The organism is Thermicanus aegyptius DSM 12793, assembly GCF_000510645.1.
GTDB lineage: Bacteria > Bacillota > Bacilli > Thermicanales > Thermicanaceae > Thermicanus > Thermicanus aegyptius.
This window is the reverse complement of sequence record NZ_KI783301.1, coordinates 1,836,420-1,863,164: the sequence shown is the minus strand read 5'-3', so window position 1 is coordinate 1,863,164 and position 26,745 is coordinate 1,836,420. Positions and strand designations below refer to the sequence as shown.

Genomic DNA, 26,745 nt, shown 5'->3' with positions numbered 1-26,745 from the left:
GGAGTTTCACGTGGTCCTATATTCATTCTAACGGGATAGGTTCCTAAATTTCGACGAAGGATGGCCGAGAGATGAACGATGAAATTGAGCTCAGGGAAATCGTCCACATCATCAAAAAAAGATTCTGGATTCTCGGGTTTATCTCTATCTTAAGCACTTTGTTTGCCGGTATGATCAGTTACTTTTTCATGACGCCGATTTACCAGTCTTCTACGCAACTGCTCGTGAATAACAGCAAAGAAGAGGCGAAGGCTCCTCTTACCGTGAGCGATCTCCAATTCAGCATGAACATTATCCAGACATATATCGAAGTGATCACCAGTCCCCGCATCTTAGACCAGACGATCCGGCAGATGAATCTCCCCCTGACCGCAGCAGAATTGAGGAAGAAGATCCAGGTTAACACCGTCAAACAATCGCAGATCATCTCCATTACCGTCGAAGACCCTGATCCGGGGAGAGCGGCTGCCATTGCCAATAACATCGCTTTAACCTTCCAGGAACAAGTCCCCAATATTATGAATGTAGATAATGTTCAAATTCTCGCTACGGCAAAAGTGGAGGATCACCCCGCTCCCGTGAAGCCGAAACCCTTACTCAATATGGTGATCGCTTTTGTCGTAGGGCTCATGGTTGCGACCCTTTTGATCTTCCTTCTGGAGTATATGGATAATACCCTGAAGACGGAAGCGGATGTGGAGAAATACCTGGGTCTTCCTGTCTTGGGGATGGTAGGAATCATCGAACCTTTAGCCCCCTCTCCCCGTTATACTTCCGAGGAGAAAGAGGCGCCCGTGACGAATCGGTCGGGACGAATCCTGGAGGAACCTGCAAGGAAAGGGGAGAGAACCATTGAGGCATAGATCGGAGCGGGGGAAGAACAAGGAGCGTGCCCAGAAACTGGTCACTCTCCTTCTCCCCAAGTCCCCTATTTCAGAGGCGTACCGGACCATTCGCACCAACCTGCAGTATTCCAGCGTCGATAAACCCCTCCATACCCTGATGTTCACCAGTTCAGGACCGGGGGAAGGAAAATCGACCACCATCGCCAATATGGCGGTTGTCTTAGCACAAGCCGGAAAGAAGATTCTCTTGGTCGATACCGACCTTAGAAAACCGACGCTCCACTACTTCTTTCGTGTTCCAAACAGCTTAGGGTTAACCAATCTCCTGGCGGGGGGATTTGCCTTGAAGGAGGTTATCCGGGAAACTTCCGTGGAGGGGCTTCACTTGCTCCCTTCCGGCCCTATACCACCCAATCCGGCAGAGCTTCTGGGATCGGAGAAGATGAAGCAGGCCGTCGAAGAGATGAAATCCGCCTATGATCTCATCCTCTTTGATACGCCCCCTGTCATCGCCGTAACGGATGCCCAGATTCTCGCCTCCGAGCTGGATGGGGTGATCCTCGTCGTCCATTCGGGCAAGACAAACCGGGAGATGGCCGTGAAAGCAAAGGGACTCTTAGAGACCGTCCATGCCAATCTCTTGGGCGTGATCTTAAACCACAATAAAATGGAGCGAAAAAAGGATTATTATTACTACTATTATGGGAAAGAAGCTTAATACACGATCGATGAGGAGGTGGGGAAGATGATCGATCTTCATACGCACATCCTGCCCGATCTGGATGACGGAGCGAAGGGAGAGGAAGAATTTCTCGCGATGGCCCGTCTTGCCGTTCAGGATGGAATCACCCGCATCGTCGCCACTCCCCACCACCAGAACGGCACCTATCTCAACCCAAGGCATAAGGTGGAGAAGGAAGCGGCGTGGGCGAACGAGATCCTTCGCAGCAAGGGGATTCCTCTTGAGATCTATCCGGGGCAAGAAATTCGCATTTATGAAGGGCTTTTGCAGGATCTGGCGAATAGGGATCTCCTCACCCTGGATCCCCGTTCCCACTATCTCCTTCTGGAACTTCCAAGCCAATCGGTCCCTCATTATATGGAGAAGCTCATCTATGAGATCCTTATGCTTGGGATTACACCGGTCATCCCCCATCCGGAGAGGAATATGGCGATCCGCCGCCAACCCCTTTTGTTATATCGGATGGCGAAGGCCGGTGCGATTATCCAGGTGACCGCAGGCAGTCTTCTAGGCCACTTCGGCAAAGAGACCCAACGCTTCACCCAGGATCTATTCAGCCACTCCCTGGCTCACCTCGTCGCTTCCGATGCCCACCAGGCGGCAGGCCCGCGCATCCCGGCGTTATCCGGTGCTTATCGGATGCTGAGACAATGGGAGGGAGATCTCTTCGCCCGGGAAATTCAGGATAACGCGGAGAAGGTAGCTGCCGGGGAGAGCATCCCCGTGAACGAACCGGAAAAGATAGGCCGCCGCCGCCACTTCATATTTTTTTAGCCGGGATGGAGATTCGTCCCCCGAGCCGTTTCTGTTATGATATAATAATGACCGTGATTGATTTCCATATGTTATATTGCAAAAAAGAAATGTTTGAATCAAATTTTTGTAGAAACTTGACGAGAATGATGGTATGATAGAAATGATCATGGCTGGTAATCGCCACCAACATGATCGCAGATGATCTTAAAGCATCTTATCGGTGATGTCTCCTTACCGCTATCAAGGGAGGCACTCGGCTGTGCTGTGGGTGCATCGTTCACCTTAGACGCGGGTCGTCGAAGGTGCAGCGTGAGGGCGGGTTTGATGCCCATATACATATTGATTATTTTATATAAAATTATTAAATTCTTCTATTTCACCTCACCGGGTGAAACATAATATATGAATCATGTAGCAGATCGAAAATGCCCGTATGCTTTTTTGAAGATAAAGAGAAGGACATTTCGGAAAGAGATGGTGAGAGAATGAGAACTGAACCATCCCTGGCGCAGGCCGTCTATCCTGATTCGGTCAAGATGGTACATACCCTGGCAAAACAAAAAGTGAAAAAAAAGAGACTTTTAGCGAGTGTTAATGCCCTCTTTATTGGAATTGAGTACGTTCTACTAACCGGCCTCTTCCTCTTGCTCTTTAAATGGCGTATGGATGGACCTATCACCCAGGAGTATCTCTCTCTATTTGCATTAATACTGGTGCTTTATACGATATTCTCTTTGAACCAGCGGCTCTTTCATACCCGTTCCCCTTATGGATGGGTTGAGGAATTTACCCGCTTGGCAAGAGTGGTCTTTAACACGGCTATGATCACCATCGCCATTCTTTTTTTACTAAAAGTATCGGTGGTTTATTCCCGTGCCCTCATCCTCCTCTTTTTTCTTCTCCTCCTTTTTCTCTCCTGGTCGGTGAAGGGAGTAAAGCGCATAATTCTACGCATCCTCACCGAACGGGAAAGATTGGTTCACAACGTCTTAATCATTGGAGCAGGGAAGGTAGGAAGGAGTCTATATGACTGGATCAAAGAGACCCCCCACCTTGGATATCGGGTGGTGGGTTTCTTAGATGATGCCGTCACTGGAGAGGAGATAAAAGGGAGCCTGAAAGACTTCCGGCAGGTCATCCTCCAGCACGAAGTCGATGAATTACTAGTATCTATCCCCTCTGAACGGCAATACATCCAAAGCTTGATTCAGAGTTTAAGAAACACCCCGATCTCCATCAAGATCGTTCCTGAACTCTATGATCTGGTTACATCCCGGATTGCTTTCGAACAGGTACAATCCTATCCCTTCGTCGAAGTGAACAAGAGGAATATGGATGAATGGCAAAGGGTTATGAAAAGGGGAATGGACGTGATCCTTTCCCTGATCGGCTTAATCCTATTCAGCCCCGTCTTCCTCATTATCGCTATCGCCATCAAAATAGATTCCCCCGGGCCAGTTTTCTTTAAACAGAAGAGGACAGGCAAAAACGGGAAGGTTTTTTATATGTACAAGTTCCGTTCGATGATCCCAAATGCAGAACAACGTTTAAAAGAAGATCCGATTCTCTATAAGAAATATATTGAAAATAACTACAAGCTGGATCCGGAAGAAGACCCGAGGATTACGAAATTGGGAAGATTCTTACGCCGCACCAGCTTAGATGAGCTGCCTCAACTATTCAATGTTCTTAAAGGGGATATGAGCCTTGTAGGCCCTCGCCCAGTCGTTACCGAAGAACTCAAGGAGTATGGAGAAAAAATTGAAGACTTCCTCTCCGTGAAACCAGGTGTCACCGGTTACTGGCAGGTAAGCGGCCGTAGCGGTGTGGGTTATCCTGAACGAGTTGACCTAGAACTCTATTATGTATACAATCAATCAATTGTGATGGATATCAAAATACTTCTCAAAACAATAACATCTGTATTGAGAAGAGATGGAGCGTATTGATTTGCTAGCTAAAGTTAAGAGTTTTGTGAACACAGAAGAAAAGAAAAGATTACTGGCCAATTTCTTTTCACTCTCTATTCTCCAAGGGGCAAATTACATTCTGCCTCTGGTCACTTTTCCCTACCTGGTGAGAGTATTAGGAGTTGAGAACTTTGGCTTGTTATCTTTTGCTACCGCCACAATCGCCTATTTTCAGATTATTACCGATTATGGCTTCAATCTCACCGCCACAAGGGAAATCTCAATTCATAGAAATAATAAAGAGAAACTTAACGAGATCTTTAGCTCTGTGATGACGATTAAAGTTTTGCTGATGATGGTTAGCTTTATTCTTTTAACAATTTTAGTTTTTAGTTTTAATAAGTTTGCCAAAGATTGGCCCGTTTATTATCTTACCTTTGGAATGGTAATCGGCCAAGTCCTTTTTCCGGTCTGGTTTTTCCAAGGCATGGAGCGGATGAAGTATATAACTTACTTAAATATTTTAGCAAAAACCATTTTTACAATAGCGATATTTTTCTTTGTAAAAGAAAAAAAAGATTATTATCTTGTTCCTTTACTAAACTCAATCGGATTCATCATTGTCGGGTTTTGGTCACTTATAATTGTGAAAAGAACTTTTGATATTCATTTTAAGTTACAGTCATATAAAACGATCGTATATCACCTGAAAGAAGGATGGCACGTATTTATATCAAATATTGCAGTCAGCCTATACACCGTATCCACAACATTTATCCTTGGGTTATTCACGAATAATAGGGTAGTGGGATACTATGCAGCAGGTGAGAAGATCATCCAAGCTGTTCAAGGATTATTTAATCCCATTTCGCAATCTATCTATCCATATATCAGTAAAAAAATTCACCAATCAAAAATAGAGGGATTGCGATTTATTAGGAAAGTTACTCTTTTATTTGGTATGGGAATGTTCACTATATCATTATTTCTGTTTATATTTTCGGAACCATTAGTTACCGTTTTGCTTGGGCTGGAATATTTCCACTCAATTATAGTGGTAAAAATTCTTTCGTTTTTGCCATTTATTATTTTTCTAAGTAATATCTTTGGAATCCAAACGATGCTAAATTTTGATCGAAAAAAGACCTTTAGCCGAATTCTTATAGCAGGAAGTATCATAAATTTAATATTATCTATCTTACTCGTTCCAATATATCAGCATATCGGTTCGGCGATATCTGTATTATTAGTGGAAACATTTATTACCTCAACAATGTTGCTATGTCTACAGAAATCAGGGATAAATTTTATCAAAGGAGAATTAAAAAATGTTTGATTATCTAATTATTGGGGCGGGTTTTGCCGGTTCTGTAATGGCAGAAAGAATTGCCACACAATTAAATAAGAAAGTACTCATCATAGAAAAAAGAAAACATATAGGTGGTAACTGTTATGATTTCCGCGATGAAAACAATATTCTTATTCATCAATACGGGCCTCATCTTTTTCACACCAGTAATAAAAAAGTTTGGGATTATCTCTCCCAATTTACAGAGTGGGAAATTTATCATCACAGGGTGAAAGCTTTTGTAGACGGGAGAAAAGTGACCTTACCATTTAATTTAAACACACTATATGAAGTCTTCCCTAACACAATAGCTGTAAAATTGGAAAAAAAGCTTCTTGATAATTTTGAATACAATACGAAAGTACCAATCCTTGAGTTGAAAAAGTCTATAGACCAGGATCTACAATTTTTAGCTCAATATATTTATGAGAAAATCTTTCGAAACTATACTTCTAAACAATGGGGGAAAAGCCCGGAAGAGATCGATGAAGCGGTCACCGCTAGGGTTCCAGTATTTATTGGAAGAGACGATCGCTATTTTAATGATATCTATCAAGCTCTTCCGAAAGAAGGCTATACAAAAATTTTTGAAAGAATGTTAGATCACCCGAATATAAAGTTACTTTTAAATACAGATTACAAAGAAGTTGCAAATCTAGTAGATGAAAAATTTTATTTGTTTGGAAATGAATTTAAGGGGAAAGTAATTTTTACAGGAATGATTGATGAACTTTTTAGCTATCGTTTTGGTCAACTAAAATATCGGTCATTAGATTTGAAATTTGAAACATTAGATGTGGAATCCTTTCAAGAAGTCGCAACAGTCAATTACCCTAATAATTATGATTTTACAAGAATAACCGAATTTAAAAAGATGCACCCAATAAAGAGTAATAAAACCGTAATCCTGAAGGAGTACCCTCAAGATTTTGTAATCGGGAAAAACATTCCATATTATCCCATCTTTACGAATGAAGAAAAAAGCAAATATGAAAGGTATAAAGAGTATGCAGCAGATTTAACGAATATTATTTTGTTAGGAAGATTAGCAGAGTATCGTTATTATGATATGGATGATATCATTGAGAGAGCTTTAGTTACATTCGAGAGATTAAGTCGGGAGGATAATGAATGAGAATTTTTCACGTCTGTTCTGGTTTTGACATAAATTTTAATGGTGGAATTACAAATTATGTTCGTTCTTTAGCAGATGAGCTTACAGAATTTGGAAATGAAGTATTTGTGTTGGATTCAACGAAACCATTGGGCGATCCTAATTTTAAATTCAAAAGAATTAAACTTGAGCACACTATATTAAGACCATTTCATCTATCAAGCATTGTTGCCGCTAATGAGGATAATCATACTATCGAAAAGATTTTAAAAAAAATTAATCCAGACATCATACATGTTCATATGATTCTAGATCTTCCAATGTCAATTCTTGAAACGTTTAAACAGTTTGCTCCTGTTATTATTAGTTTGCATGATTATTCATTTATATGTAATAGAATATATCTAATGCATCCTGACGGAACTTTATGTACTAATTCAGCTAATGGAAAAGCCTGCGAGATATGTATAAAGAAAGCTGATCTTAACCGATATTCAAAGTTTCTGTACAGAAAATTATTACCTGATAGTGTATATCAAATACCCTTTCCACTTAATGGAAAAACTTCGGGACATCAAGAAAAACATGAGTATTTGAAAAATATATTCCCTAAAATGGATGCTATAATTGCGGTTTCATCTAGGGTAAAAGAAATCTATATGCAACATGGATTAACTAATAAAAAATTTATCGTAAGTCATATAGGAAACATAAGTGCAACAAAGGAATTTAGAAATCAATATTCTCCCTATCCGCGCAATAATATTCATGAGTCAATAACATTAGGCTTTATTGGATATTTTAGTCGCCATAAAGGAGCTGACTTAATAATTGCACTTGCTGATTTACTTCCTCCCCCGCATAAAATAGTTATTAATGGGCGTTTAGAAAGAGGTTTCGAAAGAAAGTTGAAAAAAAGACGTAATATATATTACAATGGAAGCTATCAACAAATTGAACTATCAAATATTTTGAGTAAAATCGATATTGGCCTCGTTCTTCCGATATGGGAGGATAATGCGCCCCAAGTTGTTTTTGAGTTTCTGAATGCTGGAATACCTATTGTCGGCACAAAAATGGGCGGTATTCCAGATTTTATAAAACATGATTATAATGGATATCTCATTGAGCCGTCTATTGAAGGTATTCGGGATTTCTTACAAATTTTCACATCGGAAAACTTTTTAGAAAGATGTCTAAGATGGGCAAAAATGATAAAACCCACAAAGACTCCAACCGAGCATACAAGTGAAATCCTCACTCTGTACAAAGAGATAATAAATAAATGAAATGAATTTAGATAAACCTTTCCGGCAATCCAATGGAGGTACTACATTATGATTCACTTGTACTATTTTTTTGAAAAAATAATTTCTATAAAAAGGAGAATAAGGGCTTCTTTATACTTTGTTATGTCTGGTATTTATTTTAAATCAATCGGAGTGCATTCTAAGATTCGAGGAGGAAAATATTTTAAAGTTGGTAAAAATGTTTCAATTGGTGATTTTTGCTGGATTGAGGCAGTTATAAATTATGGTAATCAATCTTTTGAACCTTTGTTATCAATTGGTTCTAACGTATCATTTAGTGACTTTGTTCATATAAGCTGTGTAACCTCTATTGTAATTGGGGACGGAACCCTAGTTGGTAGTAAAGTGTACATCGGTGATCATAGCCATGGAAGTTACAAGCAAAAATTGACCATTCAACAGTTGTCTATACCACCCGCTAAAAGGCCATTAGGGGATTTTGGGGCGATAAAAATTGGAAAAAACTGTTGGGTGGGTGACAATGTTGTAATTTTAGCAGGAACAGAAATAGGAGAAGGATGCGTAATTGGCGCAAATAGTGTAGTAAGAGGTATATTTCCAGATTATTGTATAATTGCAGGTATACCTGCTAAAATAATAAAGGAGCTAAAAGGATGATTAAAGTAAGTGTATGTATTCCTGCGTATAATAGACATCAGTTTTTGAAGCCACTCCTTGATTCAATCTTATTTCAAGACTATCCTGGACTTGAAATAGTGATTTGTGAAGATGCATCACCTGAGAGAGAGTTAATTCGTAATGTCGTTATGGATAAAATTAAAGAGCTTAGATATAATAGTGATAAAATAAAGTATTATGAAAATGAAAAAAATATTGGCTATGATGGTAATATTCGTAATCTCCTAGATAAAGCTTCTGGTGATTATTGCTTATTCATGGGCAATGATGATATTTTGATGCCTGGAGCTATAGAGCGGATACTAAAAGTGGTCGAACAACATCCTGATGTAGCCGTTATATCAAGAGCATATCAAATTTTTTTGTTTGAACCAGATAATATTCAAGATACAATAAAGCATTTACCAGAGGACAAGCTTTTTTCCCCCGGATTAAATGCAATTAAATTTTTTTATCGAAGAGTCGGGGTTTTATCAGGACTGGTATTTAAACGAGATCTAGCTAACAAAATAGCAACTGATAGATTTGATGGGTATTTATATTATCAAATGTATCTTGCAGGTATGTTATTAAAATCACACAGTGGTTATTATATCTCAGATGTGCAAACATTATCAAGAGATGGCATAGAACCTGATTTTGGGAATTCTGAAGTAGAAAAGAAAATCTTTAAACCAGGGAAATACACATATGAATCAAGAGTTCATATGATTCAAGGGCTATTAAAGATAGCGGACTATATTGACAATACGGAGAAGAAAATCATTTATAAAGCTATAAAAAAGGATATTAGCATTTATTTTTATCCCTATATAAGAGACCAATTAAGTTTACCAATTACTAGCTATATAAAAATGATAAGAGCTTTTAGGAGTGTAGGAATGAGTAAGGAGCCAATATTCTATTTTCACTGTATTATAGGTTATATTCTAAAAAAAACTGGTTATGATTACATAGTTAAATTAGTCAGAAAAATCTTGGGGCATAGTCCAAAAATTGGTTTTTAAGTTTATCTATCACCTTACATGAGAACAAGTACATCTTAAAAAAAAGGATATTTGATTGCCTAGGATTGGAGTGGGTTTATTGATAAAGATACTAAGTCCAATTGTATTAATAAATGTCTTAATAGCTCTATATTCATATGCTTTGTTACCTGTTCTTCTTTATATTCGTTGGATTCCAGAATCATATGCAGAGAGGATTGTTTTGATTGGTATATTATCCAATCTTTTGTTTACTATAGGATGTTTATTGAGTTTAGTAATTAAGAAAAAAGGAGGAATAGCAAATGAAGAGAAAATAGCACTTATAATAAATTATGAATCATCCGGATACAGTAAAATTATCTTTAATTTAGTATATATTATTATTGGAATTTATACACTTATGATAATGCAAATTTCAGCTGGAAGTGTTAGCTATTTTCTGGATAATTTAGATAAAAGGCAAATTTTTATGCAAGGATTTACTTGGTTGACAGCACCTATTTTTTTAATAAAGTACATATTCTTTTATGAATATTATCAACACAACAGGTTTACGTTTAATTTATTAATAAAATTTATATTCGCTTTAATAATATTAAGCTTTTTCGGGAGATTTTTTGCAGTAGAATTTTTGGCCCAATTGATCTTAATATATTCTTTTATTAGTAAAAAGCGGCCCAAATTGATTTATTATTTATTTATGATGCTTGCATTAGTTATTATTATTTTTGTTTATGGACTATATCGTTATTATAAGGGCATTGTAGATTATGGTCAATTTGCAGGTTCTTTCATTGATTATTTAACCGTATTAGATTTGAATAAAGTAATGATGATAGTAGCTACAAATTTTTTCGATGGAGCTGATGTGTTGTACAAGGTTTTAAAAACTGCTGATCAGATAGGGTATCTTTATGGGATATCGTTTATAGTAGCAATTTTTAAGATTATCCCACGATCTAGCGCAATAGTCGGAGATTATTTATTAGCTGGGTTCACAAAAGAATTAATTAGAAATGATATTGGGCAACAAATAATTGGAATCCTCCCAGAACTATATGCGAATTTTAGTTTTTTTGGTCTTTTTCTTCTAATACCATTAGGATATTACTTAACTTCCCTTTATCAAAAACCAAAAAGGAGTTATTCATCAATTGTTTTATTTAGTATTATTTATATCAACATTATTCAACTCATAAGAAACGGAATAGCGGTTTTTGTAACTTTTTTTTGGGTAGATATATTAACCTATTTTTTATTTCAGATAATAAGAAAAGTGAGACTTTAAGTGAAAAAATACAATAGATAAGGGTGTATGAACTAATGAAAATTTTAATTGACGGTATTTGGATCAATAAACCAAGAGGTCTTGGAAGATATTTAAAAGAAATAATATATGCTTTATCTAAGCATCAAGAAAATGATTTAGAGATAGTCATAGCTATTCCCAATAAGACTAAATTGTCTTTAGGATTTGATTTGCCCTCCTTTTTTTCCATAAAATACTTTACTAATACCCCTTATCCAATTTGGGAACAAATCGTCTTTCCGTTAGCAGTTAGAAAAGTAAATCCTGATATTGTATTTTGTCCTAATAATACCATCCCTTTTATCAATTTATCAAAGTATGTTTTAGTGACGATTCACGATCTAATTTTTGAAGAAAATTTGGGAAGAGGATTGTATCAAAAAATCGGGAATATTTATCGAAGAATATCTTTGATTAATATAAAGAAAAAAAGGCCATTTATTATTACTGTAAGTATGCATAGCAAAGAACATATTGAAAAGAAAATAGGAATATCACCAATTGTTGTGAATACACCAGCTGAAACTTTATTCTTAAATCATTACAATAAAATAAACAAAAATACAAACAACAGTAAAATGAGTAATAATAGTATGAAAATCATTTTGCATATTGGTGGCATATCTCCGCATAAAAATACTGAACGTGTTATATCAGCTTTTAAACTATTAAACTTGAAAAACACAAAGCTTATTATCTTAGGTATGGGAACTGATAACCCAATATCAAAGCGATATAAAGAGGATAATATTATTTTTCCAGGATGGGTGAATGACGAGGATATAGTTTCTATTTATTCAAAAGCATCAATATTAGTTTTTCCTAGTTTGAAAGAGGGGTATGGTTTACCAATTATAGAGGGATTTAGTGCAGGAGTTCCTGTAATAACCTCAAACATCCCACCAATGAGCGAAGTTGCTGGAAATGCTGCGCATTTAGTAGATCCATTTTCAATAGAATCTATTGCAAATGGAATAAAGTATCTTTTAGAAAATCCTGATTATGCAAAACGGCTTATAATATTAGGAAGAATGAGGTTAGAATCTATTAATAGTAATTGTTTGAGAAATCAATTAGTAGAGCTGTTTAGGGAGGTGTATTATGAGAGCAAAAAGAGGTCTTCATCAAACTAAAATTGTCATAATCTCACCAATTATACCTTATCCAGTAGATAATGGAAAAAAAGTTGTACTCAGAGGTTTTTTAAAATATTTTATTAGTAGATTCGGTGCTCAAAATATACATTGGATTCTAATTGGAGATTTTTTAAGGATAGACTTATCCAAAACTGAGTATGAGGGAATAAAAGTTTTTGTTGTAAAAGGTATAGGTATATTACGGAAAATATGGAATGTTATTACAAAGTCATTTATATTGAGAACCAAATCGATACAGGAAGCCGTTTTTTGGTCGCCTAAGACTAAGGAAGAAATTCGTCGGCTTATTGCATCTATTGATCCAAATCTAGTTATTTACGATACGGTACGTATGGGGCAATTTCTTTCTTTTTATTCAAATAAATGTTCTAACGTTCTCTATCTGGATGATTTATTTTCTGTTCGTTATCAGAGAATGATTGAAAATATAGAAGATGGCAAATTTATTGGGAATAGTGTTTTAGGGAATTTTGAACGATTTATTCCTTTTTTCTTGCGGGACATAATTAATGGGAGCAATTTAATACAAAAATATTTATTAAGAACCGAAATGCATTTAATAACAAAGAGTGAAAATAAACAACCGCTTTTATTTGATAGGTCTATTCTATTGAATAATGAAGAAGCAAAAAAATTATCTAGCAAAAATAATGCAAAAATATTAGTCGCTTATCCTTTAGTAGATATAAAGAAAAAATTAAACAGAAATTATAATGGTAAACCTCGTTTCATTTTTATCGGAGCACTTAATATTCCGCATAATGAAGTAAGCCTTTTAGAATTTTTACAAAAAGTATTTCCACAAGTATGTCGAAAGATTAGTAATGTTGAGCTATTAGTAATTGGGAGAAGTCCTACTAATCGTCTTCTTGAAGAATTTTACAAACATAAGTCTAATATTAAGTATTTTACGTATGTAGAAGATCTCGATACTCTTTTTTCTGAGAGTTGTGCTATGATCATTCCATTGGTATTCGGTAGTGGTGTAAAGCTAAAGACCTTAGAGGCACTTGCAAGAGGTGTACCAATCATATCAACTAGTTATGGTGTAGAAGGAATTCCTGTAACGAATGGCGATAATTGTTTAATTGAAGATAATTTATCGAAATATCCGTCTCTAATGGAAAAAATTATAGATAGAGAGTTGAATGAAAAATTATCGAAAGGTGCCTATGAGTTATATTTAAAATATTATAGCAAGGAGGCTGTCTATAAAAATTATGATAGTATATTTGGGATCTAAATTGGAAATATGAAATTTTTTGATTAATTGTGACCTCAATGTTAACTTACTTCGTATTTGTGAGAAAGGAACAGGTATTTCTATAGCAATGCCAAAGATAAAATGCATTCAAATTCTAAAAAAAGAGGTATAGATAGGATTTATTAAAAAGTAAATGATCCATATTTAAGGATATAAGTAAACAAGAGGTATACTTAAAATATATTTTTTAGTGGGAGGAAGTTTTAGTGAAACTTATCTTATTATCAGGATGTTTAGGAAAAAAGGTTATAACATCCCTCAAATTATTCCCGCTCTAAGCATTTTTGAGAGTATTGGATCGTGTCGAAGGAACACTAGTGTCAATGGTGGAGCGTGTATGAAAGCAGTTAGAGAAAAAGGGGAATCATTTGAGAAACGATAGGAAGACCATGATGAGATGAAGCTTTTTCCTTGTGATTAGAGAGAAATGGGGGAAGTAAGGAAAAGCCATGAAGTCTTAGATTTACGTTGTTCATCTAACGGTGCATGTAGTGTCAAACAAAGTAAGAAGATGGAAATGAAAGAGTTTGTTGTATTAGGGGTGCATATTCGATTTAATCGAAAGGAGTCCTTCTATTTCCATGAAAGGAATTATTCTGGCAGGAGGAAGTGGGACACGCCTCTATCCCTTAACCCGTGTCGTCTCCAAACAACTTCTTCCCATTTACGATAAACCGATGATCTATTATCCTCTCTCTGTGCTTATGTTGGCCGGAATTCGGGATATTCTTATTATCTCCACCCCACAGGATACTCCCCGATTTGAGCAGCTTCTGGGAGACGGGAGGGAGTATGGTCTTTCTCTCTCTTATGTGGTGCAGCCGTCACCGGATGGTTTGGCGCAAGCATTTCTGATCGGAGAGGAGTTTATAGCGGGGGATCCTGTTGCCCTCATCTTGGGGGATAACATTTTCTATGGGCATGGATTGACCGATCTGGTTCGGAGGGCTGCTTCCCGGGAGAGGGGAGCGACGGTCTTTGGTTATTATGTGAAAGATCCCGAGCGGTTCGGAGTGATCGAATTTGATGAGGAGATGCGGGCGGTCTCCATTGAGGAAAAGCCTTCTGACCCTAAGTCCAACTATGCGGTCACGGGATTATATTTTTATGACCATCGGGTAATTGACGTAGCGAAATCGATTCGCCCCTCAGCTAGGGGAGAACTGGAGATTACCGATGTGAACCGGGCTTACCTGGAATGGGGAGAGCTTCATGTGGAGCTTCTGGGACGGGGCTTCGCTTGGTTGGATACGGGAACTCATGAGTCGCTTCTGGAGGCTTCCCAATTTATCGAGACCATAGAGAAACGGCAAAGCCTAAAAGTGGCTTGTATCGAAGAGATTGCCTATCGGATGGGGTATATTGATGAGGAGCAGCTTCTTCGTCTGGCAGAGCCGTTGAAGAAGACGGAGTACGGGAAATATCTTCTAACTTTGCCGGTGCGGGAAAAAAGTTCAATCCTGTTGGGAGGAGAATGATGAAGGTCTTAGAGACGAAATTGGATGGGGTCTATCTATTTGAACCGCGAGTCTTCCGCGATGGGCGGGGTTTTTTCATGGAGAGCTATAACGAGCGGGTGATGGAAGAGCTAGGTTTCTCCTTTCGTTTTGTTCAGGATAATCATTCCCTTTCGGTAGCAGCCGGGACGATCCGGGGGCTTCATTATCAGGAGGAACCGATGGCCCAGACGAAGCTGGTTCGGGTGATCCGGGGAGCTATCTATGATGTTGCCGTCGATCTCAGGAAGGATTCCCCCACCTTTGGAAAGTGGGTAGGGGTAATATTGAGCGCTGAGAATTATCGCCAGATCCTTATTCCAAAAGGATTTGCCCATGGATTTTGTACGTTGGTCGGGAATACGGAAGTATTGTATAAAGTGGATCAATTTTATTCCCCGGAGCATGATAAGGGCATTCGATGGAACGATCCGGAGATCGGCATCGATTGGCCGGTATCGGATCCGGTCTTATCGGAGAAGGATATGAAGCATCCTTTCCTGCGTGAGGTCGAGAAATTGTTTTAATAATCAACGTCTCTTCATATTAACTGAAACGAGTGGGTATGAAGGAAATAGATAAATCTGGAGGATGACGATGCGACTTCTTGTGACAGGCGGTGCCGGTTTTATTGGAAGCAACTTTATCCGGTATATGCTACGGAATGATCCTGATCTCTTCATCTTAAATCTGGATAAGTTAACCTATGCGGGGAATCTGGAGAACCTCCGTGAGATGGAATCCCATCCCCATTACCGGTTCGTTAAGGGGGATATAGGGAACCGTGAACTGGTGGCATATCTTTTACGAGAGTATGACATCGATACGGTCGTTAATTTTGCGGCCGAATCTCATGTGGACCGAAGCATTATGGAGCCGGATCTCTTCCTCCGGACCAATGTCTTGGGAACACAGGCGCTTCTCGATGCGGCGAAAGAGACTGGGGTGAAGAAATATCTTCAGATTTCTACCGATGAGGTGTATGGTTCCCTGGGGGAAGAGGGATATTTTACCGAGGAGACTCCCCTGGCTCCGAACAGCCCCTACTCGGCCAGCAAAGCTTCCGCCGACTTAATCGTAAGGGCTTACCATGAGACCTATGGGATGAATGTGAATATCACCCGCTGTTCCAACAATTATGGGCCCTATCATTTTCCGGAAAAGCTAATCCCCTTAATGATTACCAACGCCTTGGAGAATAAGCCTTTGCCTGTCTATGGAGATGGAGGAAATATTCGGGATTGGCTCCACGTGGAGGATCACGCACGGGCGATTGATCTCGTCTTGAGGAGGGGAAAGCCGGGAGAAGTGTATAACATCGGGGGGCATAACGAATGGCGGAACATCGACATCGTGAAATTGATTCTAAAGGAATTGGGAAAATCGGAGGAACTGATCCGCTTTGTTCCGGACCGTCCGGGACATGACCGCCGCTATGCCATCGACCCCACGAAAATCCGGAGGGAATTGGGCTGGGAACCCCAATATACGTTTGAAAAGGGAATTCGGGAGACGATCCGGTGGTACCTGGACAACCGGGAATGGTGGGAACGGGTGAAGAGTGGGGATTATCAGGAGTATTATGCGAAGCAATACGGGAATCATTGATAAATATGCAGAAATATAATTGGATTAGATACAGAAGGTTGTATAACAAAATAAATACTAAAAATAGAAATTTTTTTAAAATTAGAATAATTATCGTTATCTTATAAACTTATTTTTTATATCCAAGCTACAAATACAAGAGAGGAGTTAAGTTAAATGAGAGTTACCTTCTTATTACCAGGCCATGGTACTCACCCTGTTGGTGGTTTTAAAGTGGTCTACGGATACGCCAGTGGTTACGGGAAGTGAAACGAGAGTCGAAAGGGTGTATTGACGGGACAATTCGCTTGTTGCTGGGGCCTATGCAAAGCAATCCGACGGGTCGGGCTATAAAAGGATTGTTAAGAGGAAATTAAAGGAAAACCATGCATGGAAAATGAAAGGATGATAAACGAAAGCGCTACCAAGTGAGAGAGGGCAAAAAAAGTTTTAAATCATTTTGGGAAGGTGCCCACGATGACTTGACTCAGACATATGTTTACCACTCCTTTGAAACAAACTATGGTTGGATTATAATGATCATTTGAGATGGGAAGTAAGTGATGATTAAGAATCAACTAATTGGATGCGTATAGTATTATTACGATGGTAAAATAAGTTTAGGCCTTGAAATAGCAAGATTAGGAGATTTAAGATCAACAAGGAGAGAGAAAAAATGTTAAATCATCTCAAAAAAAAGCAGAATGTGAAAGTCTTTCTTAGCAGTTTCTTTTTTCATTTAGATGATTGGCGAGAGAAATATAAGCAAGATATGATGAATGATCCTCTCCCTTATGGATATCAATGGGCAGAGGATGATAATTTATCTATAACATATATTGAGGCCGATTCATTTGAGAAGAGATGGTTTTCAAGGATTCCTATATTAAAAAAAATCTATCCTTTTCTCTCCTTACCTTTTAAAGTTAATCGGAACGATATTATATGGACACATTATGATAAAGATGCTTTAGCCATAGCCTTATATAAAAAAATACCTATTTTAAAACATAGAATGCCAAAACAGATTTCTTGTTTTGTTTGGCTTTTAGATAACTATCGTGAATATAAACCATTAAAGAAGAAAATCATTAGCTGGTTGTTAAAAAGCATTGATAAAATTATATTTCATGCCAAGACTGAAAAGAACTTATTTAAAAATTATTTTGGCATTGATTCAAAGCATCTTCAATATGTCCCCTTTGGGATTAATATTAGTTCATATAGCGAGGGAGATATAATACCTTTGGATGTTCCCACTCCATTTGTATTAAGTGTTGGAACCGATAAGCATCGCGATCTAGATATGTTAGTGGAAATCGCAAATCATTTTGAGGGGAAAATAAACTTTATCTTTGCTACAGCAAATATCTCGTTTGCTCACGAAATGAGAGAGCATAAAAATATTACAGTCGTAAAGGCAAATTTAAAGGAAATTCGCTGGCTTTATGAAAATAGTATACTTGTTATCGTTCCTTTGAAATATAATGAACATGTGAGTGGATGTACTACTGTATTAGAAACAGCAGCCAGACGAAAACCTATCATTATAACGAAGGTTCCCGGAATGGATGATTATGTATTGGATCGTGAGACGGGTTTTATGGTTGAAGTAGGGGACAAGAAAGGCTTTATTACAGCGATTGAAGATTTATTAAATAATCCAGGCAAAAGAAAATACATGGGTGAAACAGCATTCCAATATATCCAAGAAAAGCAGTTTACAACGAAGAGATGGGCCAATGATCACAAAAAGATTACATATGAATTAATTGGGTTTTCTGATCAGACTTTTGGAGGTGATTAAAGTAGGAATGTCATCTAATAAATCTGAGAAGAAATGTAAGGTTCTTATTACCGGAGTAGGTGGACAGCTGGGAAAAGATCTAATGCTCCTGTTAAAAGATAGAACATATGAGGTTTATGGCTTCTCACGTGAAGAATTAGATGTTACCGACCAATTCGAGGTAAAAAAGAGCATAGAGGAGGTCCATCCTGATGTAGTTATTCATACAGCTGCTTATACAAAAGTAGATCAAGCGGAAGAGGAAATGGATCTCGCCTTTGCAGTGAATGGCTGGGGAACTCGCAATGTGGCGGTGGCCAGCGAAGAGGTGGGCGCGAAACTGGTCTACATCAGCACCGATTATGTCTTTGATGGAGAGAAGGGAAAGCCTTATTTGGAATATGATCGGACAGCTCCTCTGAATGTGTATGGAGCCTCCAAAGAGATGGGAGAACAGATGGTGCGGGATTTTCACTCCCGTTTTTTTATCGTCCGTACCTCTTGGGTTTATGGAGCTTATGGTGCGAATTTCGTAAAGACGATGCTCCGACTGGGGAAGGAACAACTCGCTGTTCGGGTGGTGAATGATCAGATCGGTTCCCCTACCTATACGGTGGATCTGGCTGAGGCACTCCTTCATTTGATAGAGACGGAGAAGTATGGGATCTATCATCTTTCCAATTCTGGAGCATGTTCCTGGTATGAATTCGCTAAGGCTATCTTTGAAGAGGTTGGGATGCAGGTTACTGTGGAACCGATTCCCACTGAAGCCTTTCCCCGTCCTGCGAAGCGTCCCAAGTATTCCGTCCTGGATCATAGGGCCTGGCGGCTCAATGGATTTCCTCCCATGCCCCATTGGCGGGATGGATTGAAGAGGTTTTTAACATCATACATAAAGACATAAAAATTAGTACTATAGTGTTGTTGGTAACTGGTTCGTTTTAGTTTAAGAGAATAAAAACATTGCAATATTGGAAACAAAACAACTGTCTTTATCCGGTTAGGAGAGTATGCTGATGAAACTCGTATTATTGTCCGGCGGGTCCGGTAAACGTCTATGGCCTCTTTCGAATGATTCCCGTTCGAAACAGTTTTTGCGCCTCCTTGATCGGGGAGATGGGGTATTGGAGTCGATGGTGCAGCGGGTCTGGCGTCAGCTAAAGAATGTTGGTTTAGCGGAATTTGCTTATGTGGCGACAGGCAAAGTACAGCGGGAGATGATCCGCAGTCATTTGGGAGAAGAGGTTTCCATCATCGTAGAACCGGAGCGGAGGGATACTTTTCCCGCCATCGCCCTGGCTTCGGTATATCTTTATTCCATAGAAAGGATGTCTTCCGATGAAACCGTTGCCGTTTTACCTGTAGACCCTTATGTGGAAGAATCATTCTTCCTGCAGGTTAAACGGTTGGATCCGGTCTTGAGACGCTCCGGGGCGGATCTTGCCCTCATTGGAATTCGCCCACTCTTTCCCTCCGAAAAATATGGATATATCGTACCGTTTGGCAAAAGTTTGGAAGGGAGAAACCCCTTCACGGTAGAGAGTGCATCGGATTATTTTTCTGTCAGCCATTTCCGGGAGAAGCCAAAGGCAGAAGAGGCCCAAAAATTAATCGATGCGGGCGCCCTCTGGAATGCCGGTGTTTTCGCTTTTACTCTGGGGACGATGATTCGTTGGCTTGCGGAGCGGAGTTATCCGCTGCAGTATGAGGAACTGGTGAAGCAATATGAAAGGCTCCCGAACATTAGCTTCGACTATGAGGTTGTGGAAAAGACAGATCGTATCGTCGTTCTTCCCTATGAAGGAGCTTGGAAGGATCTTGGTACATGGAACACCTTGACGGAGGAGATGGGAAGTCCCATTTTGGGAAAAGGAGTGATAAGCGAGGACTCGAAGAATAGCCGGATCGTAAATGAACTGGATTTGCCGGTAGCCGTCCTGGGAGTCTCCGATGTGGTGGTAGCCGCAAGTCCCGATGGGATCTTGGTCACGAGCAAAGAGGCCAGCCCCAGGGTGAAGGAATTGATGAAGGATCATGTTCAAATGCCCATGTATGAAGAGAGGCGCTGGGGTTGGTACCGGATCTTGGATTACACTCACTTCGAGGACGGCCAGGAAGTTCTAACGAAACGGATCGCGATTCATGAAGGGAAGTACATTACTTACCAGATTCATTTCAAACGGAGTGAAACATGGACGGTGATCCGTGGGGAAGGGGAGTTGGCCATGGAGGGAGAGATTCGTACCGTTCAAGCGGGAGAGGTCATTCAGATCCCCCCAGGCACACCTCATGGGATTCGGGCCCTTACCGAAATGGAATTGATCGAGGTGCAACAGGGGAAAGAATTGATCGAAGAGGATATTATGCGGATTTACTCCACGTGGGATGAGGTTGTTCAGGCTTTGGTAAAAGATGAATCCAAACAAGTTGAATAGATTCGGTATGGGAGATATTCCCACCTTTTTTTGTGATTTTGTGCTTTGCGGATAAATCGAATATTCGGATTATGATCCTTGATTCTTTTGTTTAAGTTCAGGTTTTTTATAGTCCTACCCGTTGCTGGAAAGTATATGAAATGAGATCAGAGGACTGTATTATGAAGTTTAGATATGATGGGAAATTTTGGACGGAAGGCTATGATGAGAACGGACAAGCTCAGGATTTTTTAGAATAGGGGGGCACTAAAATATTCACCATTGCATACTACATCTCCGACTACGGGCATGGTCATGCGGCTCGAAGTATCGCGATCATTCGCAGACTTTTGGCCCATGATCGAGATGTTCACATCATCATATCCACTTCCTTTCCACTTCCGTTTATTCGGGCTTCATTGCATGGGGAGGAGAAGGGGCGTCTTGCCTTTCGTCGTGTGCGGAATGATCTGGGCTTCATTTTGCAAAAGGATTCCATTGAGGTGGATATGGCCGGGATGAATGAGGCTTATGACCGGTATATGGAGGGAATTCCTGCTTATTTGGATCAGGAAAGAAGATTTCTCACCGATCACAAGGTAGATCTCCTCCTTACGGATATTTCCCCTTTTCCTTTTGTGGTGGCAAAGGATCTTCACATTCCCTCCGTGGGCATTTCCAATTTCACCTGGTATACCGCCTATCAGGGGATCATTCCGGATGAGAAGTTGCAGGGGATGCGGGAGGCGTATCAAAAGATGGATTTCTTCCTGCCCCTTGCAGGTGCGAAGGAACCCGATTGGGGAAGGGAAAGGATGACCCCCTTTCCATATTTTTGCCGATCCGTCCGCCCCAGGGAAGTGGCACGCTTGCGGCGGGAACTGAATCCGGACGGGAAGAAAAAGGTGGTTTATTTTGGGCTCGGAATGAAGATCGATCAAGTGGGTCTGGGGAGTCTCCCTCTATGGGATTCGGAAGGGACTATTTTTGTGGTATCCAGCAATACCCAGGTTCACCACCCCCATGTGATCCGCATTCCGGATGGATATACGGAAACCCAACATTATATCGCCGTATCCGACCTTGTTATCTCCAAGGCAGGCTGGGGTACCGTCGCCGAAGCGGTTCAAACCCGCCGTCCCCTTCTCCTCATCGATCGTCCTCATATGATGGAGGATCAGAATACGATCCGCCATCTTTCATCTCTGAACCGCGCCATGGTGATTACGGAAGAGGAGTTAAAACATTTGATGATAGATACGGAGATTATGGAGAAAGGTAGGAATCAGGTTTTAAATATCGATCCCATCCCTCCCAGCGAAGAGGTGATCGATGGGGTGATAAGGGAAATGATGATCGTTGTGTGAGGGGCAGGTTATCTTCAAGGGGACATGAGACAGATTTGATACAAGTAGTTCTAAACATAAACCTCTACATGTTCTCTCAATTTAATCAGACCTAGTTATTATATTTAAAAGTGATATATATGTAAGAAAGATAAAGAGATAATTCAACGTCCCAAGTATTCCGTTCTGGATCATATGGCCGGGCGGCTCAATGGATTTCCTCCCATGCCCCATTGGCGGGATGGATTGAAGAGATTTTTCGATGTGATAAAATAAAAGGCATCGGTTCCTTTTATCTATCGATGACAGGTACAATACGGACTAAATTAAAGAAGAAACGGAAATTTAGCGTCTTAATGTTTCTAAGCGATAGATCCATTTAGAGATTTCTTGCGGAAAAAATCCCCTTTGAGGTTATACACTCCTATGAATCGGAATAAAGCGATCAAAATAACGGCCTGGATCATGGTGATCACGTTAACAAGCAAAATCCTGGGATTCTTAAGGGAGACGGCCATTGCAGCCTATTTTGGCGCGAGCAATGAGTCGGATGCTTTTTTTGTCGCCTTTTCGATTCCAGGAATTTTATTTGCGGTTGTCGCCGGAGCAATCGGGACTTCTTTTATTCCCGTCTATACCCGGTTAGATGAAAAGCATAAGGCCGTTTATTTTAACAATATGTTTAACGTCTTAGGGTTTTTTACCCTGATCATTACAGGGGTTTCCCTCCTATTTGCCCCTCAGATCGTGAAATGGTTCGCCTTTGGATTCAGTTCCGATACCTTGGCCCTCACTGTGGTTCTCACGAGAATCATGTTGTTGTCTTTGCTATTTATGTTGATCAATGCATTGTTCACCTCTTTCCTTCAAAGCAACCAGAGATTTTTAATCCCTGCGGCGATCGGGATTCCGTACAATCTCGTGGTGATTTTTTATCTTCTCATCGCCGGTTCCTCTTATGGCATCGAGGGGTTCGCCTGGATGGTCGTTCTATCCGTGTTGATCCAGGCCCTCTTTCAGTTATTCGGTGTGGTGAAGGAGAAATGGAAGTATCGATTCGTGTTTGATCTAAAGGAACCGGGTCTTAGGCAAACCTTACATATGACAGGCCCCGTTCTGATTGGTACCATGGTAGGGCAAGTCAATGTGCTGGTAGACCGGATGCTTGCTTCCGGACTGTCGGAGGGGAGCATTTCGGCCTTAAACTACGCGAATAAAGTCTCTCAACTTGCCTTTGGCATCATTGTGGTATCGATCATTTCCGTTTTGTATCCGAAACTGGCCGAACAGGCGAGTCAAGCGGGCAAGGATGATCTGAAGCGGCTAACGAGATATGCCATGAGGGTGTTAATGATCGTTCTCGTTCCCATCCTGTTTGGCGGGGTCATTTTAGCCCGTCCCATCATACAAATTCTCTTTGAACGAGGAGCATTCGATGCCGCGGACACGGACCTAACGACGGTCGCATTTATTTTTTTTAATCTGGGTATTGTGGGATTAGGTTTGCACGAATTATTTTCCCGCGTTTTCTTTTCTTTGCAAGACACGAGGACAACGATGTGGAATGGGGTGATCGCTCTCCTCGTAAATATCGTTTTAAATCTTATCTTGGTTCGTCCCATGGCGCATGGGGGCTTAGCCCTGGCCACCTCGATCAGTTATACATTATCCGGTTATCTGCTTCTCCGGTCGCTCGGCAAAAAAATCGGAAAGATCATGACGGCGGAAGTGTGGATGACGATCGGTAAAACGACCGCATCCAGTCTGGTGATGTCGATCATCGTTTATTTCTTATATCCGCTTGGTTCCATAGAGCAGCTCCATTTCCTTGTGAAGGCGGGTTGGCTATTTTTTGTGATGGCCGTAGGGGCCGCCGCTTATGCAGCCATGTTATGGGTCCTTAGGGAAACGATTTTCGTGGATTTGACGAAGCAGGCGCTCGGAAAAGTGAAAAGGAGATTCGTGCGTGGTATAAGGTAGAGCGGGCTGGCTTCGGAATATCTTGATTCATAGTGGTTCAAACCCTTCGCCGTCTCCTTCTCATCGACCCTCCTTTTACATCTCTCAACCGTGCCAGGTTGATAACGTCGCTGAAGAAGTATCCATCCACCATTCGGACGAACTATGCAGTTACAGTGCCAGGTTGATAACGTCAATGAAGAAGAGCGGAAACCTACCTTGGAGTTGATGTTTGAAACGGTGACTATCCATTTCCGCAACAAAGTGGAAAGCGGGAGGAACAGTGGGAATGTGACGAGAATCCGAAAATATGTTTGCAATCCATCACCTCATCCGCTATACTCGATATAGGCATATATGTTCGCTTTATCTATTGTATCGGTGAGGTGATGAACGGTGGAGGAGAAACAGAATCAGCAATATAAGCAAGACAACATAAGCAAGACAACCAGGGCAAGACGGAGTATATTCATCATGATCGTTTATTTAAAGAATTGATTAAAATCTTTTTCGAAGATTTCATTTCGTTGTTCTTTCCAAATTTTCATCCTCTCATTTCCTTCGACTCGGTCACCTTCCTTTCCGAGGAAGTCTATACCGATGTGGTGAAAGGAGGCGAACGGAGGGTTGACCTTCTGGTAGAAACGAAGATCAAGGGGGTGAATCGGCTCATCATCATCCATATTGAAGCCCAATCCTATTATCAGAATGACTTTCATGAGCGGATGTTCATTTACTATAGCCGGCTTTATGAGAATCATCGCCGCCCGATTTTGCCCATTGCGGTATTTTCCTATGATGAGAAACATGATGAACCGGATGCGTTTACCATTGATTTCCCGGAGCTTCAAGTCCTTCAATTCCGTTATGATCATCCAATCGCTGCTGCGCTTCTCAGTAAAATGGGATATACTAAAGAAGAGAGAGTTGAAGTGAAGAAGGAATTTCTACGGATGATCACACGCCTACAACTAGATCCAGCTCGGCTCAACCTGATTACGGGATTCTTCGATACTTATCTAACCTTAAACGAAGAGGAGGAGAGGAAATTGCGCGAAGAGATTGGGCAACTGCCGCAAGAGGAAGGTGCAGCGATTCTAAATATCATGAACTCTTATGAGAAGAAAGGATATGAAAGAGGGATTGAAAAGGGGATTGAACAAGGAATTGAAAAGGGGATTGAAAAAGGAATTGAGCAAGGAAAAATGGAAGATGCCCGGAAGATGCTCTTAAAGGGGATGGATGTGAATTTTATTCGGGATATTACAGAATTGCCGCTGGAGAAGATTGAAGAATTGAAAAAGTCATTAGAAAGATCGTAAGCGATGAGCCGTCTTTGCGGGAATTTTATTCCCGCATTTTTATTTTTACAAGATACAAAAAACGATGTGAATGGGATGATCGCTTTCCTCGCCAATATCGGATTAAATCTAATCTTGGTTCATCCCATGGCGCATGGAGGGTTAGCCCTGACGCCACCTCGATCAGTTATACATTATCCGGTTATGTACTTCTCCGGTCGTACAGCAAAAAAATCTGCAAGATCATGACGGCGGAAGTATGGATGAGATCGGTAAACGACCCATCAGCTCTGGTGTTGTCGATCGTCGTTTATTTCTTGTATCCGTTTGGCTCCATGCAGCAGTTCCATTTCGGTGTGAAGGCGGGTTGGCAATTTCTTGTGATGGCCATAGGGGCCGTCGCTTATGCGGCCATGTGGGTCTTGAGGGAAACGATTTTTGTGGATTTGACGAAGTAAGCGATCGGAAAATTGAAAAGGAGATTCGTGCGCAGTTTAAGGTAGAGCGGGCTGGCTTCGGTATATATTGATTCCATATCGGTCCAAACCCTCCGCCCCCTCCTCATCGCCCCCCCCATATGACGGAAGATCAAAAAACATTCGCTATCTTACATCTCTCAACCGTGCTATGGTCATTACGGAAGAAGATATGAAGAACATTGGAACTTCCTTCCTTAATGTTGAGAGGGGAGAAAAAATTTCATTAAGTTGTTCTTTGAAGTAAGAACAGCATAGCATAACTTGGTGGTGGGAAGGGCATCGAAGATTATGCGGTTAAGGGAAACTCGAATAGACGGTTTTACGTACTGTTTGACAAGATATACTGAAATGATATCATGCATACGCTATGGAAACAGGTAAAAGTAAACGGTAGCAGCGCTGGGATCAACCAATTAACGATTGATTATATCGTAGGAGAAGAGAACCTACTGGATGAGACGATCGATATACTAACTAAAACAAGGCATATATCGACCGAAACCGATTCTAAAACGGAACAATTTAAAAATTTGAAAATTATAAGTAGTAAAGTTTTAAAACTTGATGTTGAAAATTGGTAGAAAAATGAATATAATCTCTAGTGTAGTTTACTAGCATTTACTTTGGTAAAAACGATATTGACAAGTTAACAATATGTATTCCAACTTATGCTTTTTAATTAGTAAATAAGTCTTTGGGAAGAATCTTTATAATGGGGTAGGGTAGATAGGGGACAAATAATCTTTTGAAGGAGCTATTCCTGTAATGAATTAAACCCGCTAACATATCAATCCCATATATTCACTCTTCGTCAAATATTATCCTTAAGCGCTTCGTGCGTCAAAGATGAAATCATGAGAAAAAGCGAGAAAAACGAAGAAAACATTAATTAATTGAGGGAGATATTCCTGTAATGAATTAATTTGCGGTTTGCAAAACAAAAAGCGCCTCCTGTATGCTGGGTCATGGAATGACGCTCATTCACTGCCCTAAT

22 protein-coding genes are annotated in these 26,745 nt (G+C 40.1%); all 22 read left to right on the top strand.

All coding sequences use genetic code 11. The features are described from left to right. The first annotated feature begins 71 nt into the window (after positions 1 to 71). Positions 72 to 863 carry a YveK family protein gene (locus tag THEAE_RS0109945; RefSeq protein ID WP_028987346.1) on the top strand — a complete coding sequence of 264 codons (792 nt, stop codon included), beginning with the start codon at positions 72 to 74 and terminating at the stop codon, positions 861 to 863. Then, on the top strand, positions 853 to 1,563 hold the full coding sequence (locus THEAE_RS0109940) for a CpsD/CapB family tyrosine-protein kinase (RefSeq protein WP_028987345.1): 711 nt from the start codon (positions 853 to 855) through the stop codon (positions 1,561 to 1,563). The genes THEAE_RS0109945 and THEAE_RS0109940 overlap by 11 nt, the downstream gene beginning before the upstream one ends. Before the next feature lie 27 nt (positions 1,564 to 1,590). Continuing rightward, positions 1,591 to 2,361 (top strand): tyrosine-protein phosphatase, encoded by a 771-nt coding sequence (locus tag THEAE_RS0109935; protein ID WP_028987344.1) that lies wholly within the window; start codon positions 1,591 to 1,593, stop codon positions 2,359 to 2,361. Positions 2,362 to 2,768: 407 nt separating this feature from the next. Beyond that, positions 2,769 to 4,292 carry an exopolysaccharide biosynthesis polyprenyl glycosylphosphotransferase gene (locus tag THEAE_RS22595; RefSeq protein ID WP_084213516.1) on the top strand — a complete coding sequence of 508 codons (1,524 nt, stop codon included), beginning with the start codon at positions 2,769 to 2,771 and terminating at the stop codon, positions 4,290 to 4,292. Then, a complete protein-coding gene (locus THEAE_RS0109925; protein ID WP_039944417.1) occupies positions 4,279 to 5,589 on the top strand; it encodes a flippase in 1,311 nt (436 codons plus the stop codon). The genes THEAE_RS22595 and THEAE_RS0109925 overlap by 14 nt, the downstream gene beginning before the upstream one ends. Further along, positions 5,582 to 6,736 carry a UDP-galactopyranose mutase gene (glf, locus tag THEAE_RS0109920; RefSeq protein ID WP_028987341.1) on the top strand — a complete coding sequence of 385 codons (1,155 nt, stop codon included), beginning with the start codon at positions 5,582 to 5,584 and terminating at the stop codon, positions 6,734 to 6,736. Before THEAE_RS0109925 ends, glf begins: the two co-directional genes overlap by 8 nt. Beyond that, positions 6,733 to 8,004, top strand: coding sequence for a glycosyltransferase (locus THEAE_RS0109915; protein WP_028987340.1), 1,272 nt, complete (start codon positions 6,733 to 6,735; stop codon positions 8,002 to 8,004). Before glf ends, THEAE_RS0109915 begins: the two co-directional genes overlap by 4 nt. 48 nt (positions 8,005 to 8,052) lie before the next feature. Further along, on the top strand, positions 8,053 to 8,643 hold the full coding sequence (locus tag THEAE_RS0109910) for a DapH/DapD/GlmU-related protein (protein ID WP_084213515.1): 591 nt from the start codon (positions 8,053 to 8,055) through the stop codon (positions 8,641 to 8,643). Next, positions 8,640 to 9,671, top strand: a complete 1,032-nt coding sequence (locus tag THEAE_RS0109905) for a glycosyltransferase family 2 protein (RefSeq protein WP_039944415.1) — start codon at positions 8,640 to 8,642, stop codon at positions 9,669 to 9,671. Before THEAE_RS0109910 ends, THEAE_RS0109905 begins: the two co-directional genes overlap by 4 nt. Positions 9,672 to 9,750: 79 nt before the next feature. Further along, the gene (locus THEAE_RS0109900; protein ID WP_028987337.1) at positions 9,751 to 10,941 is read left to right on the top strand and encodes an O-antigen polymerase; all 1,191 of its coding nucleotides are present in this window, start codon (positions 9,751 to 9,753) and stop codon (positions 10,939 to 10,941) included. A 35-nt stretch (positions 10,942 to 10,976) separates the two neighbouring features. Further along, positions 10,977 to 12,095, top strand: coding sequence for a glycosyltransferase family 4 protein (locus THEAE_RS0109895; RefSeq protein WP_028987336.1), 1,119 nt, complete (start codon positions 10,977 to 10,979; stop codon positions 12,093 to 12,095). Further along, positions 12,064 to 13,362 carry a glycosyltransferase family 4 protein gene (locus tag THEAE_RS0109890; protein ID WP_028987335.1) on the top strand — a complete coding sequence of 433 codons (1,299 nt, stop codon included), beginning with the start codon at positions 12,064 to 12,066 and terminating at the stop codon, positions 13,360 to 13,362. The genes THEAE_RS0109895 and THEAE_RS0109890 overlap by 32 nt, the downstream gene beginning before the upstream one ends. A 602-nt stretch (positions 13,363 to 13,964) precedes the next feature. After that, the gene (gene rfbA / locus THEAE_RS0109885; RefSeq protein WP_028987334.1) at positions 13,965 to 14,861 is read left to right on the top strand and encodes a glucose-1-phosphate thymidylyltransferase RfbA; all 897 of its coding nucleotides are present in this window, start codon (positions 13,965 to 13,967) and stop codon (positions 14,859 to 14,861) included. Beyond that, the gene (rfbC, locus tag THEAE_RS0109880; RefSeq protein ID WP_028987333.1) at positions 14,861 to 15,406 is read left to right on the top strand and encodes a dTDP-4-dehydrorhamnose 3,5-epimerase; all 546 of its coding nucleotides are present in this window, start codon (positions 14,861 to 14,863) and stop codon (positions 15,404 to 15,406) included. The genes rfbA and rfbC overlap by 1 nt, the downstream gene beginning before the upstream one ends. 70 nt (positions 15,407 to 15,476) lie before the next feature. Beyond that, a complete protein-coding gene (gene rfbB / locus THEAE_RS0109875; protein WP_028987332.1) occupies positions 15,477 to 16,487 on the top strand; it encodes a dTDP-glucose 4,6-dehydratase in 1,011 nt (336 codons plus the stop codon). A 655-nt stretch (positions 16,488 to 17,142) separates the two neighbouring features. After that, positions 17,143 to 18,273, top strand: coding sequence for a glycosyltransferase family 4 protein (locus tag THEAE_RS0109870; RefSeq protein ID WP_028987331.1), 1,131 nt, complete (start codon positions 17,143 to 17,145; stop codon positions 18,271 to 18,273). Between the two features lie 7 nt (positions 18,274 to 18,280). Then, entirely contained in the window at positions 18,281 to 19,156 is an 876-nt protein-coding gene (gene rfbD, locus THEAE_RS0109865) for a dTDP-4-dehydrorhamnose reductase (protein ID WP_028987330.1), read from the top strand. Positions 19,157 to 19,268: 112 nt separating this feature from the next. Next, positions 19,269 to 20,687 (top strand): sugar phosphate nucleotidyltransferase, encoded by a 1,419-nt coding sequence (locus tag THEAE_RS0109860; RefSeq protein ID WP_028987329.1) that lies wholly within the window; start codon positions 19,269 to 19,271, stop codon positions 20,685 to 20,687. Positions 20,688 to 21,016: 329 nt separating this feature from the next. Next, positions 21,017 to 22,033 carry a glycosyltransferase gene (locus THEAE_RS20630; RefSeq protein WP_156920594.1) on the top strand — a complete coding sequence of 339 codons (1,017 nt, stop codon included), beginning with the start codon at positions 21,017 to 21,019 and terminating at the stop codon, positions 22,031 to 22,033. A gap of 405 nt (positions 22,034 to 22,438) precedes the next feature. Further along, the gene (murJ, locus tag THEAE_RS20625) at positions 22,439 to 23,992 is read left to right on the top strand and encodes a murein biosynthesis integral membrane protein MurJ (RefSeq protein ID WP_052329905.1); all 1,554 of its coding nucleotides are present in this window, start codon (positions 22,439 to 22,441) and stop codon (positions 23,990 to 23,992) included. A gap of 446 nt (positions 23,993 to 24,438) precedes the next feature. Next, positions 24,439 to 25,293 carry an Rpn family recombination-promoting nuclease/putative transposase gene (locus THEAE_RS0109840; protein ID WP_028987328.1) on the top strand — a complete coding sequence of 285 codons (855 nt, stop codon included), beginning with the start codon at positions 24,439 to 24,441 and terminating at the stop codon, positions 25,291 to 25,293. Between the two features lie 242 nt (positions 25,294 to 25,535). Further along, positions 25,536 to 25,730, top strand: coding sequence for a hypothetical protein (locus THEAE_RS22990; RefSeq protein ID WP_156920593.1), 195 nt, complete (start codon positions 25,536 to 25,538; stop codon positions 25,728 to 25,730). The last annotated feature ends 1,015 nt before the right edge of the window (positions 25,731 to 26,745 follow it).

Excerpts from the sequence above, each read along its gene's own strand:
- THEAE_RS0109945 (WP_028987346.1), top strand. The coding sequence starts at position 72 with ATGAACGATGAAATTGAGCTCAGGGAAATCGTCCACATCATCAAAAAA.
- THEAE_RS0109935 (WP_028987344.1), top strand. The coding sequence starts at position 1,591 with ATGATCGATCTTCATACGCACATCCTGCCCGATCTGGATGACGGAGCG.
- THEAE_RS22595 (WP_084213516.1), top strand. The coding sequence starts at position 2,769 with ATGCCCGTATGCTTTTTTGAAGATAAAGAGAAGGACATTTCGGAAAGA.
- THEAE_RS0109925 (WP_039944417.1), top strand. The coding sequence starts at position 4,279 with ATGGAGCGTATTGATTTGCTAGCTAAAGTTAAGAGTTTTGTGAACACA.
- glf (WP_028987341.1), top strand. The coding sequence starts at position 5,582 with ATGTTTGATTATCTAATTATTGGGGCGGGTTTTGCCGGTTCTGTAATG.
- THEAE_RS0109915 (WP_028987340.1), top strand. The coding sequence starts at position 6,733 with ATGAGAATTTTTCACGTCTGTTCTGGTTTTGACATAAATTTTAATGGT.
- THEAE_RS0109910 (WP_084213515.1), top strand. The coding sequence starts at position 8,053 with ATGATTCACTTGTACTATTTTTTTGAAAAAATAATTTCTATAAAAAGG.
- THEAE_RS0109905 (WP_039944415.1), top strand. The coding sequence starts at position 8,640 with ATGATTAAAGTAAGTGTATGTATTCCTGCGTATAATAGACATCAGTTT.
- THEAE_RS0109895 (WP_028987336.1), top strand. The coding sequence starts at position 10,977 with ATGAAAATTTTAATTGACGGTATTTGGATCAATAAACCAAGAGGTCTT.
- THEAE_RS0109890 (WP_028987335.1), top strand. The coding sequence starts at position 12,064 with ATGAGAGCAAAAAGAGGTCTTCATCAAACTAAAATTGTCATAATCTCA.
- rfbA (WP_028987334.1), top strand. The coding sequence starts at position 13,965 with ATGAAAGGAATTATTCTGGCAGGAGGAAGTGGGACACGCCTCTATCCC.
- rfbC (WP_028987333.1), top strand. The coding sequence starts at position 14,861 with ATGAAGGTCTTAGAGACGAAATTGGATGGGGTCTATCTATTTGAACCG.
- rfbB (WP_028987332.1), top strand. The coding sequence starts at position 15,477 with ATGCGACTTCTTGTGACAGGCGGTGCCGGTTTTATTGGAAGCAACTTT.
- THEAE_RS0109870 (WP_028987331.1), top strand. The coding sequence starts at position 17,143 with ATGTTAAATCATCTCAAAAAAAAGCAGAATGTGAAAGTCTTTCTTAGC.
- rfbD (WP_028987330.1), top strand. The coding sequence starts at position 18,281 with ATGTCATCTAATAAATCTGAGAAGAAATGTAAGGTTCTTATTACCGGA.
- THEAE_RS0109860 (WP_028987329.1), top strand. The coding sequence starts at position 19,269 with ATGAAACTCGTATTATTGTCCGGCGGGTCCGGTAAACGTCTATGGCCT.
- murJ (WP_052329905.1), top strand. The coding sequence starts at position 22,439 with ATGAATCGGAATAAAGCGATCAAAATAACGGCCTGGATCATGGTGATC.
- THEAE_RS22990 (WP_156920593.1), top strand. The coding sequence starts at position 25,536 with ATGAGATCGGTAAACGACCCATCAGCTCTGGTGTTGTCGATCGTCGTT.